The sequence below is a fragment of the Acinetobacter sp. YH12128 genome, assembly GCF_013418655.1.
In the GTDB taxonomy this organism is placed as follows: domain Bacteria; phylum Pseudomonadota; class Gammaproteobacteria; order Pseudomonadales; family Moraxellaceae; genus Acinetobacter; species Acinetobacter amyesii.
In genome coordinates this window covers 45,687-62,410 of record NZ_VPBO01000010.1, presented here as the reverse complement: position 1 = coordinate 62,410, position 16,724 = coordinate 45,687, and the positions used below count along the sequence as shown (strand labels likewise).

The window sequence follows — 16,724 nt, the reverse complement described above, 5'->3', positions numbered from 1 at the left end:
AATTTTAGTTAATAATCAATTAATAATATTTAAACACTGATCAAAAACTTAAAATCAATCCAAAAACACCTATTATCTCTAAATTATTTTTTTAAATAAATCAAGACTTTACAATTTATAAAATATCAAACCACGCGTTCATCTATATTTATTTTACTTTTCAAACATTTTTAAACCCCTCTTCCACTCTGTACAAATATAGTAAATTGATTAAATTTAAATCAACAAACAAGGCTCAATTTATTCTTCTCTATTAAAATATAAACCGAGTAATTTCATCAGAATTAAATTTTTCGAGATAAGCCTATAAACGATATTGATAAAAGCCTAAACACTCTAAATATAGGTTTGATTTTTAATAAATTAAAATGATATAAATAAAAACCATCACGAGGATGGTTTTTATTAGCTACTTGATTGTAGGCATTTACTTGTCAACACACTGGATCAAAAGTCTTGCGCTGATTAGTTTTTACCTGTATGACCAAAACCGCCTGCTCCTCGTTCAGTGGCTTCAAACTCATCCACAATATCAAACTGAGCTTGTACAACTGGCACTAAAACATATTGTGCTAAACGCTCACCCGGCTCTAGGCTAAATGCCGTTTGGCTACGGTTCCAAACAGATACCATCAATTCACCTTGGTAGTCTGAGTCAATCAAACCGACCAAGTTACCCAACACGATTCCGTGTTTATGACCTAAGCCTGAACGTGGCAGAATTAAACCTGCAAAGTTAGTATCTTCGATATAAATCGATAGGCCTGTTTTTACCAGAACAGTTTGACCCGGTTCAATTACGGTGGTTTCTTCTACACATGCACGGAGATCAAGACCTGCCGAACCTGCTGTGGCATAAGTTGGCATTGGCCATTCCGTACCTAAACGTGTGTCGAGAACTTTAACTTGAACTTTCATGGTTCATTCCTGTTTCAATAAAACGAATTTCAAAAAATAAATAAAATATTCTACGCTTTAAGCTTTAACGCTTAATCAGCGCGCGTAAATTTTCTAAATAATGCTGTGCTTGCTGTTTAGGATCGATATCCCCTGCCAGCTTTTTCTTGCGGCCTAACCACTCCAATTCATCTTGTGGCAGTTCGTCCAAGAAACGGCTTGGTGTCATTTGTCGCATTTGACCACCGGCTTTACGTTGCTCTGCTAGAGTCATAGTTAAGCCTTGACGTGCACGAGTAATCCCCACGTACATCAAACGTCGTTCTTCCTCGACCGTGTCAGCAGCAATGGAGTTTTTATGCGGTAGAATTTCTTCTTCCAGACCAATCAAATAAACGAATGGAAATTCCAGACCTTTCGACGCATGAAGTGTTAACAAATTGACTTTATCGGTGTCTTCTTCTTCTTGTTGCTGTTCTAACATATCGAGCAGCACCATTTTACGAATCACACTTTCAATGTTCTTTTCATCTACATCTTCAGCGCGGTTTATCAAACTTTGAATACTGCTATATAGCACTTCAATATTATCCAGTTTGGTTTTTTCCTGCGCAGGAGTAGCTGCAGATTCTTTAACATAGTCGATATAACCTGCTTCAATCATCATGCGACGAATGATCGGAACAGGTTCATCATCTTCTAATAATTCACGAGTAAAGGTCGAAATAAAGTCCGCAAATTCGGCCAATTGGGTTGTGGCTTTTTTCGGAATCGCCATACTTAAGCGCTGGTCGCCTGCTGCACTGAGTAAGGATAAATTACTTTCCTGCGCAAATAGACCAAGCTTTTCCAAAGTCACAGGGCCAATCGCACGTTTTGGTGTATTGATAATTCGTAAGAATGCACTGTCATCTTCAGGGTTGATGATCAAACGTAAGTAGCTCATCAGGTCCTTAATTTCAGCACGAGCGAAGAAAGACTGACCACCCGATAATTTATACGGGATCTGCATTTGGCGTAGCTGTGTCTCTAGAGCACGCGCTTGGAAATTACCACGGTATAAAATGGCATAGTCTTTCCAATTTTTACCGTTCATCAGCTTGTGCGTAATCAAGTCTTTTACGACGCGTTCTGATTCATCATCGTCATTACGACAAGTAATCACGCGGATCACTTCACCATGGCCTTTATCTGACCAAAGCTTTTTATCGAAAATATGTGGGTTATTGCCAATAACTGTATTGGCAGCTTTTAAAATACGACTGGTCGAGCGATAGTTTTGCTCAAGCTTAATCACTTTCAGATTACGGAAATCTTCCTTCAATAAAGCCATATTCTCAGGCTTAGCACCACGCCATGCATAAATCGATTGGTCATCATCACCTACTGCGGTGAACTGTCCCATGACACCCACGAGTAATTTCACCAAAATATATTGCGCGGTGTTGGTATCTTGATATTCGTCGACCAATAAATAGCGGATTCGATTTTGCCAACGATCACGCACTTCTGCATTTTCTTGTAATAAGCGCGTCGGCATGACAATCAAATCATCAAAATCCACAGCATTGTAGGCACGTAAATTACGCTCATACAGTTGATACAGATGTGCAAACTGAACGTCTTCTGCTGTTTCACAGGTGGTATGCGCTTGCTCAGGTGGAATCAGATCGTTTTTCCAATCTGAAATCATTTTCATGGCTTTGGCAATCAGCTCTTTACTTTCTGCACCGGATAAATTGTCGCGATGCATTAAGTCCATCAAAATGCGTTTGCAGTCATCTGCATCTAAAATTGAAAAGTTATTTTTCAGTGGTGTATTTTTTAATTCCAAACGGAGCATGTTTAGCCCGAAGTTATGGAATGTAGAAACCGACAGCCCTTTTGCCTCTTCACGGCTCATCAGCTTCGTCACACGCTCTTTCATTTCACGCGCAGCTTTGTTGGTAAAGGTCATCGCGGTGATACGGTGCGCAGGAATACCACAATGCTTCACCAAATAGGCAATTTTACGGGTAATCACCGATGTTTTGCCTGAACCTGCCCCTGCAAGTACTAACAAGGGTCCTTGAGTGTATTTCATTGCTTCAAGTTGCTTGTCGTTCAACTGACTTGCCAGTGACATAGTCTTTCCTCTTATTAATTCGAGGATGATTATAGTCATCTGAAACGATCTTGCCTAATGCAAAATGTATTTTATCGGTCATTAAAAATGCCATAAAAAAAGCCACCCGAGGGTGGCCTTTCGTTTCGAACTAAAACTTATTTAGTTTCGTAAACTGAGATTTCTACGCGACGGTTTTGTTCACGACCTGCAGCAGTTGAGTTATCCGCTACTGGAGAAGTTGAACCGTAACCACGTGCAGTAATACGAGTTGAAGAAATACCTTGAGACGCTAGGTAGTTTTTCACTGAGTTTGCACGGTTTTGAGAAAGTGGGTTGTTGATCGCATCAGAACCTGTGTTATCTGTGTGACCGTGTACAACGATTGCAAGTTTGTTTGCAGTACCGTCTTCACGCAATACTTTAGCAACGTCATTCAACGCAGATTGGAACTGAGATTGAATAGTTGAAGAGTTAGTTGCGAAAGTTACTGATGGCATAACAAGGTTGATCGAACCATCTGGATTACGACCTACGTCAACACCAGTACCAGCCAATTCTTGTTTAAGACGTTTTTCTTTCTTATCAAGAAGAAGACCTGCACCACCACCAACTACAGCACCAATTGCAGCTGCTTGACCCATTTTGTCTTTATCAGCATTAGAATAAGCAATACCAGCGCCTAAAAGAGCACCTAGACCAGTACCGATTGCTGCTTTGTCATATTCCATGTTTTGACAACCAGTAAGTGCCATTGCCCCAACTACTGCCGAAATTACTAGTGCACGCATTGCATGCCTCCTTCTTTGTGTTTTGTTGTATGGTTGAAATGATGAAGTAAAACAAATGGCTGAACCATTGATTTTTTGTTAATAATAAAACGTTTAGTTACAATTTGTAATATGAATACGAGATTTATTTGTTAATTCCATCACAATTTCTTCACAGTTCTGCAGATGCCCTTTTTTATTTAATCAACTCGAACTATATTTATTAGAATAAATCATTATTTGGACAATTTCCGCTAGGACTTTTTATATGTCATCTCAAACAAATAAGCAACCGACACTAAAAAAAATTAGCAAAGGACTTACCGTCGGTTCTATTATGACAGGCAGTACTTTTTTCCATGGCCCTCCTGTTTTAGCACTGGGTCTAACCAAACTCTTTAAAAAATCAAAAAAGGTTGATGAAACCAACATAAAAATTACCAACAGTTGGCTCACGGTCAATAACTGGTTAATTGATCACGTTTTACCCAACACAAAATGGGATATCACCATCGATGAAGGCCTCGACTTAAATTTGCATGGTCGCTATCTCATGACCTGTAACCATCAGAGTTGGGTCGATACAACAGTTAACCAATATTTTGGTTTAACCCGTATGCCACTGACGCGTTTCTTCACCAAATGGGAACTCATTTTCATTCCATTTGTTGGACAAGCTTTTAAAATTTTAGGCTTTCCAATGATGAAACGACACAGCAAAGAACAAATCGCGAAAAATCCTGAACTTAAATATCGAGATATGGAAGAAGCGCGTAAATCTTGTGAACAGTTATTGAGCCAGCCTTTTACCCTGCTGAACTATTTGGAAGGCACTCGCTTTACCCCTGAAAAACATGTGCAGCAGCAATCACCGTATCAAAACCTTCTTAAGCCGAAAGCGGGTGGTTTAGCACTGGCACTCAATATTTTAGGGGATCAAGTTGATGCTCTCGTAGATATGACCATCGTCTATCCAAATGGTGCACCAGGTTATGGCGAATTTTGGCTCGGTGAAGTTCCGCGTATCGCCGTGGATTTACGTAAAATTGAAATTCCAACGTGGGTGCATGGCGGCAACTATGAAGATGATGCAGAATTCCGTGAAAAATTTCAGCATTGGGTAGATGAGCTGTGGACGGAGAAAGACCAACTCATTACTCGTATGAAAGCTAAATACTCAGTTACTGAATAATTAAGAAGAAGTTTTATGTCGCAGAACAGCATGCCGCAAAACAAGAAATCTAAATATCATCATGTCAATCCAAACAGTTGGTCATTCAAACTGTTTTTGATTTATGACATATTCATGGTGTTTATTATTGTTTTTAACTTGTTCTGCCTGTGCATGAACTTTTTCCTCATGAGCAATCTTGGCAGTTGGTTCTTTAACAGTATCCACCTGCCCGATGTGCTGAGTTTTTACCGTGAACATTTACATCCATGGGTGATTACTACCGAAGCGTGGTTCATTATCTTTTTGATTGTAGAATTGTTGGTGCGCTGGGCGATTGCCATCATCAACAAGCACCATCAGCGCTGGTTCTTCTTCCCGTTTATACATTGGTACGAAATTTTAGCTATTGTGCCGCATTTACGTTTCCTGCGTTTATTTCGTGCGGGCATTATTGCTTATCGACTGTATGAAATGGGCTATCAAATCGTGCCTTCTGCATGGCAGAAAAAGGCATTGTTCTACTATCGAGTCGTGATGGAAGAACTGTCAGATCGTGTGGTACTTACCGTGTTAGATGGTGTTAAGCATGAGCTCAATACCAGTACAACCCATAAAGACCTAATTAGTAATCTTGTGCAGCATCACCGTGAGATGTTCACCCAAGTTTTAGCTGAGATTTTGCAAGAAAATTTAAGCAAAGAGCTACGTACTGAACGTGAATTGATCGCCAAAAATGTCGGACAAATCGTCAGTCAGGCCATCGAAGACACTCCAGAACTCACGCAGCTATTGCGCTTAGTGCCAATCGTTGGCAGCCGCATTGAACAGCAGATTCAAAGTATCGGGCAACGTTTGGGTGAAAATATTACCCAAGGTTTAATTTCCCCATTGGCTTATCCCAATACATCGACGGCTCAAAAACCCAATCTATATTTAGACATTTCACAGCGTGTTAGCCGTATTGAAATCGAAAATAATGTCCAGCTGGATGAGTTGGTTCGCTCTGCGGTTTTTGAAAGTCTAGAGGCTATTCGTAAGCAAGTGAAAGTAAAACAGTGGCAGCAGATTATGCAGGAACAGGACCAAGCTACAGAATAAACACTTAGTCAAAAATAATTGCGAACTCCGCTAGAGTATTCATGCAAATTGTTCTAGGATTTGCTCTATTTACAACATAACTACTTCGGCACAAAAGTAATAGTTAGAAGTCTCAAGGATTCAATATGGCTGATATACGGATAAAAGGCAAAATGGTCAATGCGATTCGCATTCACCTCGATACCAATGATCATGATGCGATCCGCCAGCAACTTACTCCAATGTTCCAAAAGGCTTTTCCACCCGGAACATTAGCCGTGATTGAAAGTACGGTTGATCAAGAACTAATTGCACTGATTCAACTACTTATTAGTATTGAAATTCAACCGATTGGTGTCACTGAAGGTCCGCTATCGGACCAAGCACGTGCTATCCAATTTCCCGTAGTTCCTGCGGATCGCAAACTACAACAAGTTAAACCGACACGCGAACAAGTGGTTGAAGAACCCGCGCCTGCAGAAGAAAAAACCGAAGATAAAATTGCTGCAGTCGAAGTACCGACCATTCGTCATGCTACGTCGTATCACAATGAAATCTTGCGTACAGGTCAATGTTTAGTCCAAGACCATGGCGATATCATTATTAATGCTGGTATTAATAGCGGTTCAGAAGTAATTGCTTCAGGAAATATACATATTTATGGTAGTGCTCGTGGTAGAGTCATTGCCGGAGCTGGTGGGAACACGGCTGCACGTATTTTCTGCCATTCATTAGAAGCTGAATTGGTTTCAATTGCAGGGACTTACTGTGTCGCTGATGACATTCCACCTCATGTGGTCAAACAGCCAGTACATATTTATTTGAATGACCAGCAAGAGCTAGTATTTGAAGCTTTGCAATTTTAATGTATAAATAATCACCAAACCCCTAATTAAAAAAGGGGATTTAAACCATAACAGGAGTGGATTCGGTGGCGAAAATTGTTGTCGTAACATCAGGTAAAGGTGGCGTAGGTAAAACAACTACAAGCGCATCTTTTGCAACAGGTTTAGCCCTTCGCGGCCACAAAACTGTTGTGATCGACTTTGATGTGGGTTTACGTAACCTTGACTTGATCATGGGCTGTGAACGCCGCGTTGTATATGACTTTGTAAACGTATTGAATAACGAAGCTCGATTACAACAAGCGCTTATTCGCGATAAAGATATTGAAAATCTCTACATTTTGCCAGCATCTCAAACACGTGATAAAGACGCGTTAACAGATGAAGGTGTAGCACGTGTGATGGACGAACTTTCTCAAGAGTTCGATTACATTATTTGTGACTCACCTGCGGGTATCGAACGTGGTGCAATTTTAGCAATGTATCATGCTGATGAAGCGATCATTGTGACGAACCCAGAAATTTCTTCGGTACGTGACTCTGACCGTATTATTGGTATGCTCGACAGCAAAACCAAAAAAGTAGAACAAAACGAAGGTCGTATCCGTAAGCATCTCTGTATTACACGTTTCAATCCAGAACGTGCGGATAAACAAGAGATGTTGACGATTGATGACATTTCAAAAGATATTTTACGCGTACCGACTTTAGGTGTTATTCCTGAATGTAAAAGCGTTCTACAAGCATCAAACGAAGGTAAACCAGTGATTCTGTTTACAGAAGAAGCGGCTGGCCAAGCGTATGATGACCTTGTTGCACGTTTCCTTGGTGAAGAGCGCCCTTACCGTCATATTACGGTAAAACCTAAGGGTTGGTTAGCACGTCTATTTGGAGCGTAATCATGGCAGGATTCTGGAGCAAACTTTTTAGCAGCGACGAGAAACCGTCAAGCGCACAAACGGCAAAAGACCGTTTAAAAGTCATCGTGGCATCTGAAAATGGTCTAGGTAAACGCCTTAGCCAAGACAAGATTGACATGATGAAAAAAGAAATCATGCAAGTAGTAAACCGCTATGTTCGTGGTGTAGATGAGCAACATATTCAAATGTCTGTTCGTTCTGAAGCGAATATTGAAATGCTTGAAATGAATATCAATTTGCCTGAAGAACGTTAATCTGAATTCTGATTAGCCAAGTAAATTGAATCAAGGCAAAATGTGAGGCTGGATCAGTAAAGCGCTGCTTTACCCAGCCGCAAGATGAGAAGCTTTGCTTCGAGTGGGCTCGATTAGTTTTATTCCTTTGTTAGATCAAAAGCTTTGCTTCGAGTAAACGGGATAAAAAAAATAACTTTTGATCCAACCATAAAATGAGTCGCTTAACTTAGAGATGGCGAATAAAACCATTTTACTTGCGTACTCATTTTTGCCTTTTTGTATTTTTAAACCAGCAAGGAGATTGCGATGGCATTATCTCAGCCAGCAACGTTCAACGAAGAATGGTCAGATGAGCGTGTATTTGCCTACCTTACTCAGCTTCCTCCTGAAGGAGTGAATGGCGACTTTCACGTGCTTTACCATGCTTTCAAACATATGCGTCCAAATGACTATGAGCGTCTTTTGACTCAATTCGTTGCCGATGGCCGTGATGTGAACGCAACTAATCCTGAAGGTCAGCGTATTCATGACGTGATTGCTCAATACCCACGTCAAAGCGCAGGTTTCCTCGAAGTATTGGCAAAATTTGCTTAATTTCGAGTAACAAAAAAAAGCCCGCATGATGCGGGCTTTTTTTATCAGATTTAAAATCGGCGTTATTGAATATCATCATGATCAATGCACGATCAACATGAGCAATGGAAACATCAAGCCAAAACCAATGGTTTGTACACTAATAATCGCCGCCATCAGTTGTGAATCGCCCCGATAATAGCGTGTCAAAATATAAGACGATGATGCAGTTGGCAAAGCAAAAAAGACCACTAAAATCATCCGCTCAAAATCAGTCAAACCCATCCATGTACTCAATAGATAAGCAATACATGGCATTAACATGAGACGCCCTATCGTATTTAAACTTAAACGACGTAGATCGGCGCGCATTTGCTGAAACTGTAATGCCGCTCCCACAGACAATAAACCCAAAGGTAAACTCATTGCCGCCAATATTTTTAGCAGCTCGGGTAAACCATTAAATAAGGTGAGACCTGATAAATTAAATAGAACACCGACTACACAACCTAGAATGAGCGGATTTTTCGCGATAGAAATACAGGTTTGTCCAAGCTGTTTAACGCTGATATTGGAAAAAGACAGGACAGAAATGATATTCACCAAAGGAACAGCCACAGCAATCAACATCGCAAACATTTGCATGCCTTCTGAGCCAAACAGCGCCCCCATTAATGACAAGCCAATATAGGTATTAAAACGAATATGACTTTGGATATACACGCCAAAACGCTGCACGGGGATATGCATAAACTGCTTGATCCCCCACAACACGATGCTGATCAAACAGGTGCCCGCAACCAGTACTGTCAACATTCGTGAAACAGTGTTCATATCCAATTGCACGGCTGATACATTCAAAAATAGCAGCACAGGAAATAAAACGTAGTAATTAAGTTTTTCTGAATTTGCCCAAAATTCATCCTGAACAAACTGTGTGTATTTAAGCACATAGCCCATCGCGATTAATGCAACGAGGGGAAACAATGCGACGACGATATTCATGCTGTACGCCTTGAAATAAAGTAGCTATTTCATCTTTAACCATTTATGTAGCACAATATAATCCTCATCTAGACTCATAACAAAATGAGTAATTACTCATGGCAATGACATTTTCTCAGCTTGAAATTTTTATTAAAGTCGCAGAACAACAAAGCTTTACTCTCGCTGCTCGACAGCTGGGAATTACTCAGTCAGCTGTCTCTCATACCCTAAAGTGTTTAGAGCAACATTGGAATGTCAGCTTATTTAGCCGTGAACAAGGCGAAATTAGCCTGACTCATATTGGTCAGCAGTTATTACTGCATGCCAAAGAAATCATCAATACGGCACAAATCATGCAACAAGAAGTGCATGCCGCACATGGTATTCAACAAGGAACGTTGAGAATTGGCTCTTTTGGTTCTTCTAGTTCGATTCATCTGCTTCCAGAGCTATTAAAGGCATATAGAGAGCGCTATCCGCACATTGAGATCTATGTCGAAGAAGGTACCGATGCAGAAGTGTCTCGTTGGATTTCTGAACGTCAGATTGATGTGGGTTTTGCCGTACTCCCTAAGCCGCAGCTGTTCACCTTCCCGTTAATTCAAGACATTTTCATTGCCTTGATTCCAGATAGTTATTCAGTTTCCAAACACAGTCATTTAAATATCCAAGACCTGCAAAATTACCCCTTTATTATGACCCGTGCGGGCAGCCAGTCCCATGTCGAAAAACTGCTTAAACAACACTACATACAACCTAAAATCACCTATCAAATGTCGCAACTGTTAACCATTTTAAATATGGTGAATTTACAGGAAGGGATTGCTATTGTTGCAGATATGGCGATGCCTACTGAGCTGTTGGCGTTGCATCCACATGTGGTTAAACGTCCACTCTTTCCAAATACCCAACGGCAAATTGGACTCGCCGTAAAAAATCAAAAACTCATGAGCCCTGCCTGCAAAGCTTTTATCGAATTGGCCCAGTCCATGTTCTACCAAGATGAGTTCTCAATCTAAAAATAAAAAAAAACCTGCCGAAGCAGGTTTTTTGTTTTAGGACTTAGACCAAGATATCTCGTTTGCCATTTGGCCCCATCCCACTGACGATGCCATTTTCTTCCATCTGATCAATAATCCGTGCTGCACGGTTATAGCCGAGACTGAATTTACGCTGTAAAGATGAGGTCGATGCTTTACGTGTTTCCAAAACGAAACTAACACATTGATCATACAGCGCATCACGGTCTGATCCACCATCACCATCTTCAAAACCGCGAGATGTCGGCTCTTCATCATAAGGCGTGAGGATTTCATCGACATAATTCGGTTCACCGCGCTCACGCCATGCATCACAAATACGGTTCACTTCATCGTCTGAAATAAACGCGCCATGTACCCGTTCAGGTTCAATTTTCCCCGGTCCGAGGAATAACATATCACCATGGCCCAGTAAGTCTTCCGCACCACCAGCGTCTAAGATAGTACGTGAATCCAGTTTACTGTTCACACGTAGCGCAGCACGCGTTGGAATATTGGCTTTGATCAAACCTGTCACTACATCTACGGTTGGACGCTGAGTCGCCAACAGCAAATGAATCCCTGCTGCACGTGATTTTTGTGCAAGACGGGTAATCATTTCTTCAGCTTTTTTACCCACTTGCATGATCATGTCGGCAAATTCGTCGGCAACAATTACGATCAACGGCATAGGCTGTAAACGTGGCGCACGACTTTGCGTTGCTGAGTCATCTGGCTTCCAAGTTGGATCAATGAGATCTTCACCATTAGCCATTGCTTCTTCAATTTTGCGGTTAAAGTCAGTCAGCTTACGCACTTTCATCAAAGACATCAGCTTATAACGACGCTCCATTTCATTGACACACCAGTTCAATGCACTCACCGCATCTTTCATGTCGGTTACAACAGGCGTTAATAAATGTGGAATATCGTTATAGTTGGCAAGTTCCAACTGTTTCGGGTCAATCATGATGAGTCGCAGTTGCTCAGGTGTGTATTTCAACAACATCGATAGCAACATGGCATTGACTGCGACTGACTTACCAGAACCTGTAGTACCTGCCACCAACATATGCGGCGCTTTCGCCAAATCGGCCAAGACAGGATTACCCGAAATATCTTTACCCATCGCCATACTAAGTAAGGCATTTGGATCACGGTATGCCGGCGTTTCTAACAGCTCAATAAGACGAACCATTTCACGTGAACTATTTGGGACTTCAATCCCGATATACGGTTTACCCGGAATAACTTCCACCACACGTACAGAAGCCATAGACATCGAACGCGCCAAGTCACGTGAAATATTGGTGACTTTAGACGCTTTCACACCAGGTGCCAAGTCAAGTTCAAAACGTGTTACGACTGGTCCCGGCTGTGCCTCTACAACTTTGGCTTTGACATTAAACTCTTGCAGTTTAATTTCTAAAAGTTCAGACAAGCGAGACAATTGCTCTGCAGTGAAATTGACTTTCTTGTTCGGATCAACCGGATCTAAGATTTCCAAGCCCGGCAAAGTCGGTAAATCCAAGCGTTTTTGTGCCACTTGCATCGCACGTGACATTGGACGACCAGAGGCATCGGTTAAAGGAGCATCAAAGTCAAAATCATCTTCGAGATCTAAATCGATGTCTTCAGGTTTGCCCGCCGTTTCTTGCCACACTTCACGGAAAGCATCTTTATTCGAGCTGATTAAGGCTTTTTCATCATCAGATACAAAAGTCTGCGGCTGCGTATTGATTTCAGCACGAACCAAAGGCGTAGATTGCGCGTAACTACTGGTTGTACGAACCGGCTGCGCCTGTTCTATCGCTCGCTCTGCTTCTTCAACCAGCAAATCATCAAGATCATTAAATTCGGTTTCAGCACTGATATTTTTCGGTGTGGTCAGCGGTGTAATCTGTGCAGCAGCTACACCTAAACCTGCAACTGTGGCAGCAGCACCTGTAGCAAATTCATTTGAATGCGTTGTTGGACTTTCATTTTGCGCTGTATTAAATGGGCTATGCACATCCGTCGCTGTTTTACTATTCGGGACAGCCGCTAACAGCTCATCGAAGATTTCATCATCATCCCAATCCACTGATTTTTTAGCAGGTTGCACCGCTTCTGTCGGAGAATTCGAATGCACATCTGCTGTTTTGTTGAAATATTCAGTTTGATTGGCAGGCTGCTCTTCTTCTGCCGCTTTCAGTAAAGCATCAATATCTTGTTTATGACGTTGGTCATCATTGGAATGTAATGCGCGCCAAACTTCACCTGTTGCAACAACACGTTGTCGATCTTGTTCAAGCTGATGCACTTTCGCCAAGGTATGTTCAAAATCTTCATCAGATAGCGTAGCAGTCTCTGCCAAATCTACCGCAGATGAATGCTGTGCGTTCCATTCTTTGTCTGCCCATTCTTTATCGGCAATATCATCAAATAAACGTTCAGCGACGCGATCACGTACCACAGGATCGACATCGACCGCATGATGTTCGTCGGCCGGTGTTACTGGTGCAACCACTTTTGATGCATGCGCAGCAGCACTATCTTTTTTAGTCGTTGGTACTGTACGGTCAAATGCGGTGTCGCCTTCAGGCACATTGCGATAGAACAAATCTTGGAGATAAGCCGGTGTGGACTTCATGGTTGCCCATGTCTTATTCCACTTGATACCAAAGGCCAAAGTGAACAACATGATCCAAAATGCAATGAGAAATACTGCTGCACCATAGACCGTTAATATTTGTTCAAGACTTTGACCCAGTTCATAACCAATAATCCCGCCCGATGCATTTTCTAAAGTATCTTCAGGGACATTCCAAAATAGGAAAAGTAAACTTGAAGTTGCCAGTAAAATAAAGAACTGAGCGGCATAACGAAATGGACGGTTTAAAAAACTACGTGGCCACCACACTTGAATTGCTTCGAGAAATAAATAGACAGGTATCAGCAGACTTGCCCAACCTAAAAATCCATAGAGTAAATCAGCGATCCATGCACCTGCGACGCCGCTGGCATTTGAAACTTGCTGAGTATCACTGGATAAATGCATCCATCCCGGATCAAATGGCGTATATGTGACTGTTGCAAGGAACAGATATATCCCAAATGAAACAAGGAATAAAGTCATTATTAAGCGCTGTGCATATGCACCCGACACCGCTGTCATATACGTTCCTGTAACCAATTCTTCATGAATGTTTTTGTCATTACCCACAACAAAAATGGGCTGAATCTAAACCTGTTATTATGCACCTGTTCAATAAAAAAGATGCAAGATAATTTAAGTATAGTTGTTAACTTTATTCTATATAGCTCAAAACGATTTCGATGATCAATAATATCGACTTTAATCTCACACAATCGTTTCAAACTTTGACGTATAATTCCACAAATTATCATATAAAAAAAGGATTCTACGGATGAGCGCTCGTCACTCACGTCTAATTATTTTAGGTTCTGGTCCTGCAGGTTATAGCGCTGCGGTATACGCTGCCCGTGCGAACCTGAAACCGACACTCATCGCAGGTATTCAATTAGGCGGTCAATTGACTACAACGACAGAAGTAGACAACTGGCCAGGTGGTGCAGAAGGTTTAACAGGCCCTGCCCTAATGGAACAAATGCAAGCTCATGCTGAACGTTTTGGTACAGAAATTGTGTATGACCATATCAACGAAGTGGACCTCAATGTTCGTCCGTTCGTGCTTAAAGGCGATATGGAAGAGTTTACTTGTGATGCATTGATTATTTGTACAGGTGCAACTGCACAATATTTAGGTCTTGAATCAGAAGCTGCTTTCATGGGTCAAGGCGTAAGCGCATGTGCAACATGTGATGGCTTCTTTTATAAAAATCAAAAAGTCATGGTTGTCGGCGGTGGTAATACTGCTGTGGAAGAAGCGCTGTATCTTTCAAACATTGCTTCTCATGTCACTCTTGTACACCGTCGTGACACTTTACGTTCAGAGAAAATCCTTCAAGATCATCTTTTTGCAAAAGAAAAAGAAGGTAAAATCAGTATTATCTGGAATCACCAAGTGGATGAAGTTATTGGCGATAACACCGGTGTGACTTCTGTACGTATTAAATCTACGCAAGATGATTCAACTCAAAACGTTGATGTCACTGGTATGTTCGTGGCGATTGGTCACAAACCAAACAGCGGTATTTTTGAAGGTCAATTGAACTTACGTGATGGCTACATCCAAGTTCAAAGTGGCACCGCAGGCAACGCAACACAAACGTCTATTCCAGGCGTATTTGCTGCGGGTGATATTGCCGATAGTATCTACCGTCAAGCGATTACTTCTGCAGGTTCAGGCTGTATGGCTGCACTCGATGCTGAAAAATACCTTGATGCACTCGGCGAATAATCTTTTGCTTAAGTCATTTGCTTAGCTAAATAGTTTTAAAAATTAGTCGACCTGATGGTCGGCTTTTTTATGTATGATAAAAATCCGTATACCTCAATAAGAAGCTTGGCATGCCGATACTCCCTCCTTCTGAATTTACTTTCCCCGATCCTGTTGAATGCGATCCCGAAGGTGAAGGCTTAATTTGCATCGGTGCTGACCTCTCCCCTTCCACACTGTTTGAAGCCTATAGTCACGGTCTTTTCCCATGGTTCAGTGAAGGTGATCCAATTTGTTGGTGGTGTCCTGAACCCCGCTGCATTATTCGACCGCATGACTATCATCCGAGTAAATCGTTATTACGCAGCATGAAAAAAATGGACTATAAGATCACCATTAATCATGCGTTTGAAACTGTGATTCGCTCATGTTCTTTGCCGCGTAGTTATGCCAATGAAACATGGATTTCAGAAGATATTATTCAGGGATATTCTGCGCTGTTTGACGCAGGCTATGCTTATAGCATTGAAGTTTGGGAAAACGAGACTGTTGTAGGTGGCCTCTATGGGGTCAATATTGGTCATGGCTGCTTTGGCGAGTCTATGTTTAGTACACGAACAGATGTCTCTAAAATGGCGTTTTACACCTTAATGCTCATCGGGCAAGAGAATCAGTTGCCATGGATTGATTGCCAATTGGTCAACGATCACCTCTTAAGCTTAGGTGCGAGTACACTTTCTCGCCAACAATACCTTAATTCGTTACAAGATGTTGTTAAACAACCCTCTATCGATTGGAAAAAGTATCAGGACAGTGTATTTTCAAGTAAAACAATAGCGCAATGGGCAAGTCTCAGCGCATGACAATAAAAGAGGGATATTACGATGAATTCCTATCAACCGAAGTCCCTGTTGAACGAATTACAGTACTACATCACGCCTCCGCATGATTGTAGCTACTTAGAAAATAAATCTGCCCGGATGGTCTTTCTTGACCCTGTCCATCGTATTGATGTGGTCACGTTATCTGAACTTTCCCGCATGGGTTTTCGTCGTAGTGGTGATTTTGTCTATCGCCCTGAATGTCATCTTTGTCGCCAATGTCTGTCCTCACGTGTGCCTGTTCTTGAATTTCAAATGAACAGCGTGCAAAAAAAAGCGTGGAAACGGAATCAAGATTTAACGGTGAAAATTAGCCGCCCTCAAGATGCCGATGCAAAGCATTATGCCCTGTACGAACGCTATATCAATGAACGGCATGCTGATGGTGATATGTACCCACCCAGCCAAGATCAATTTGAAAAATTTTTAATCAATAGCTGCACTGACAGTTTCTTTTTAGAGCTGTGGTTGGATGAGCAACTGATCAGTGTATCTACCTGTGATCCACTCGATGATGGTATTTCAGCGGTATATACCTTTTTTGATCCTGATGAAAGCCGTCGCTCATTAGGTACTTTTGCCATTTTGAAACAAATCGAGCATGCACAAAAGCTTGGACTGCAATATGTCTACTTGGGCTATTGGGTGCCAGATTCGCAAAAAATGAATTATAAATCTCAGTACATTCCACTGGAACTTCTGCTTGATGGACAGTGGCACCGACTCAACCGACCACTGACCCAAGAAGAAATCAGTCAACTGGGGGATTCCCTGATGACCACCCTGCCTTCTGGTTGGAATAATCCTATTATTAAATAAAAGGGATCAACAAAAGATATTCAATAAAAAAGCATCCGTTTATTCACGAATGCTTTCTTTAAATCTGACTACGCTTCAC

At 41.5% G+C, this 16,724-nt stretch carries 15 protein-coding genes; 10 read left to right on the top strand and 5 right to left on the bottom strand.

Annotated features, from left to right (window positions below; translation table 11 throughout):
* Positions 1 to 465: 465 nt before the first annotated feature.
* The 3 genes from dut to FTU64_RS07190 form a co-directional block, all read right to left on the bottom strand.
* Positions 466 to 918, bottom strand: a complete 453-nt coding sequence (gene dut, locus FTU64_RS07200) for a dUTP diphosphatase (protein WP_111885270.1) — start codon at positions 916 to 918, stop codon at positions 466 to 468.
* A gap of 64 nt (positions 919 to 982) precedes the next feature.
* Positions 983 to 3,022 (bottom strand): UvrD-helicase domain-containing protein, encoded by a 2,040-nt coding sequence (locus FTU64_RS07195; RefSeq protein WP_078193107.1) that lies wholly within the window; start codon positions 3,020 to 3,022, stop codon positions 983 to 985.
* 137 nt (positions 3,023 to 3,159) lie between these two features.
* Positions 3,160 to 3,792, bottom strand: a complete 633-nt coding sequence (locus FTU64_RS07190) for an OmpA family protein (RefSeq protein ID WP_168379081.1) — start codon at positions 3,790 to 3,792, stop codon at positions 3,160 to 3,162.
* A 247-nt stretch (positions 3,793 to 4,039) separates the two neighbouring features.
* On the opposite strand from FTU64_RS07190, the gene FTU64_RS07185 reads away from it, so the two are divergent.
* The 6 genes from FTU64_RS07185 to FTU64_RS07160 all read left to right on the top strand — a co-directional run bounded on the left by FTU64_RS07185 (position 4,040) and on the right by FTU64_RS07160 (position 8,617).
* Positions 4,040 to 4,963, top strand: coding sequence for an acyltransferase (locus tag FTU64_RS07185; protein WP_168379082.1), 924 nt, complete (start codon positions 4,040 to 4,042; stop codon positions 4,961 to 4,963).
* A 15-nt stretch (positions 4,964 to 4,978) separates the two neighbouring features.
* Entirely contained in the window at positions 4,979 to 6,043 is a 1,065-nt protein-coding gene (locus FTU64_RS07180) for a preprotein translocase subunit SecA (protein WP_373683471.1), read from the top strand.
* A gap of 125 nt (positions 6,044 to 6,168) precedes the next feature.
* Positions 6,169 to 6,888: a septum site-determining protein MinC gene (gene minC / locus FTU64_RS07175; RefSeq protein WP_078193110.1), complete on the top strand. Its 720-nt coding sequence runs from the start codon at positions 6,169 to 6,171 to the stop codon at positions 6,886 to 6,888.
* Positions 6,889 to 6,953: 65 nt separating this feature from the next.
* On the top strand, positions 6,954 to 7,766 hold the full coding sequence (gene minD, locus FTU64_RS07170; RefSeq protein ID WP_067670152.1) for a septum site-determining protein MinD: 813 nt from the start codon (positions 6,954 to 6,956) through the stop codon (positions 7,764 to 7,766).
* 2 nt (positions 7,767 to 7,768) lie between these two features.
* Entirely contained in the window at positions 7,769 to 8,041 is a 273-nt protein-coding gene (gene minE / locus FTU64_RS07165) for a cell division topological specificity factor MinE (RefSeq protein WP_078190039.1), read from the top strand.
* Between the two features lie 288 nt (positions 8,042 to 8,329).
* On the top strand, positions 8,330 to 8,617 hold the full coding sequence (locus FTU64_RS07160) for a PA4642 family protein (RefSeq protein ID WP_067766167.1): 288 nt from the start codon (positions 8,330 to 8,332) through the stop codon (positions 8,615 to 8,617).
* A gap of 81 nt (positions 8,618 to 8,698) precedes the next feature.
* On the opposite strand, the gene FTU64_RS07155 is transcribed toward FTU64_RS07160, so the two are convergent.
* Entirely contained in the window at positions 8,699 to 9,601 is a 903-nt protein-coding gene (locus FTU64_RS07155) for an AEC family transporter (protein ID WP_180026554.1), read from the bottom strand.
* A gap of 104 nt (positions 9,602 to 9,705) precedes the next feature.
* On the opposite strand from FTU64_RS07155, the gene FTU64_RS07150 reads away from it, so the two are divergent.
* A complete protein-coding gene (locus FTU64_RS07150; RefSeq protein WP_180059495.1) occupies positions 9,706 to 10,602 on the top strand; it encodes a LysR family transcriptional regulator in 897 nt (298 codons plus the stop codon).
* 43 nt (positions 10,603 to 10,645) lie between these two features.
* Here FTU64_RS07150 and FTU64_RS07145 read toward each other — a convergent pair whose 3' ends face one another.
* A complete protein-coding gene (locus FTU64_RS07145) occupies positions 10,646 to 13,759 on the bottom strand; it encodes a DNA translocase FtsK (protein ID WP_180059482.1) in 3,114 nt (1,037 codons plus the stop codon).
* A gap of 253 nt (positions 13,760 to 14,012) precedes the next feature.
* Between FTU64_RS07145 and trxB the strand changes: the two genes are divergently transcribed.
* From trxB to FTU64_RS07130, 3 genes are all read left to right on the top strand, one after another.
* Positions 14,013 to 14,966: a thioredoxin-disulfide reductase gene (trxB, locus tag FTU64_RS07140; protein ID WP_180024006.1), complete on the top strand. Its 954-nt coding sequence runs from the start codon at positions 14,013 to 14,015 to the stop codon at positions 14,964 to 14,966.
* A gap of 110 nt (positions 14,967 to 15,076) precedes the next feature.
* A complete protein-coding gene (aat, locus tag FTU64_RS07135; protein WP_180041054.1) occupies positions 15,077 to 15,808 on the top strand; it encodes a leucyl/phenylalanyl-tRNA--protein transferase in 732 nt (243 codons plus the stop codon).
* A gap of 21 nt (positions 15,809 to 15,829) precedes the next feature.
* On the top strand, positions 15,830 to 16,645 hold the full coding sequence (locus FTU64_RS07130; protein WP_180059481.1) for an arginyltransferase: 816 nt from the start codon (positions 15,830 to 15,832) through the stop codon (positions 16,643 to 16,645).
* Positions 16,646 to 16,724: the final 79 nt, after the last annotated feature.

What these genes read in the sequence shown, in the direction of transcription:
- FTU64_RS07145 (WP_180059482.1), bottom strand. Translation starts at nt 13,759, where the DNA reads ATGACAGCGGTGTCGGGTGCATATGCACAGCGCTTAATAATGACTTTA.
- trxB (WP_180024006.1), top strand. Translation starts at nt 14,013, where the DNA reads ATGAGCGCTCGTCACTCACGTCTAATTATTTTAGGTTCTGGTCCTGCA.
- FTU64_RS07150 (WP_180059495.1), top strand. Translation starts at nt 9,706, where the DNA reads ATGACATTTTCTCAGCTTGAAATTTTTATTAAAGTCGCAGAACAACAA.
- FTU64_RS07160 (WP_067766167.1), top strand. Translation starts at nt 8,330, where the DNA reads ATGGCATTATCTCAGCCAGCAACGTTCAACGAAGAATGGTCAGATGAG.
- FTU64_RS07130 (WP_180059481.1), top strand. Translation starts at nt 15,830, where the DNA reads ATGAATTCCTATCAACCGAAGTCCCTGTTGAACGAATTACAGTACTAC.
- minE (WP_078190039.1), top strand. Translation starts at nt 7,769, where the DNA reads ATGGCAGGATTCTGGAGCAAACTTTTTAGCAGCGACGAGAAACCGTCA.
- minC (WP_078193110.1), top strand. Translation starts at nt 6,169, where the DNA reads ATGGCTGATATACGGATAAAAGGCAAAATGGTCAATGCGATTCGCATT.
- dut (WP_111885270.1), bottom strand. Translation starts at nt 918, where the DNA reads ATGAAAGTTCAAGTTAAAGTTCTCGACACACGTTTAGGTACGGAATGG.
- FTU64_RS07185 (WP_168379082.1), top strand. Translation starts at nt 4,040, where the DNA reads ATGTCATCTCAAACAAATAAGCAACCGACACTAAAAAAAATTAGCAAA.
- FTU64_RS07195 (WP_078193107.1), bottom strand. Translation starts at nt 3,022, where the DNA reads ATGTCACTGGCAAGTCAGTTGAACGACAAGCAACTTGAAGCAATGAAA.
- aat (WP_180041054.1), top strand. Translation starts at nt 15,077, where the DNA reads ATGCCGATACTCCCTCCTTCTGAATTTACTTTCCCCGATCCTGTTGAA.
- FTU64_RS07180 (WP_373683471.1), top strand. Translation starts at nt 4,979, where the DNA reads ATGTCGCAGAACAGCATGCCGCAAAACAAGAAATCTAAATATCATCAT.
- FTU64_RS07190 (WP_168379081.1), bottom strand. Translation starts at nt 3,792, where the DNA reads ATGCGTGCACTAGTAATTTCGGCAGTAGTTGGGGCAATGGCACTTACT.
- FTU64_RS07155 (WP_180026554.1), bottom strand. Translation starts at nt 9,601, where the DNA reads ATGAATATCGTCGTCGCATTGTTTCCCCTCGTTGCATTAATCGCGATG.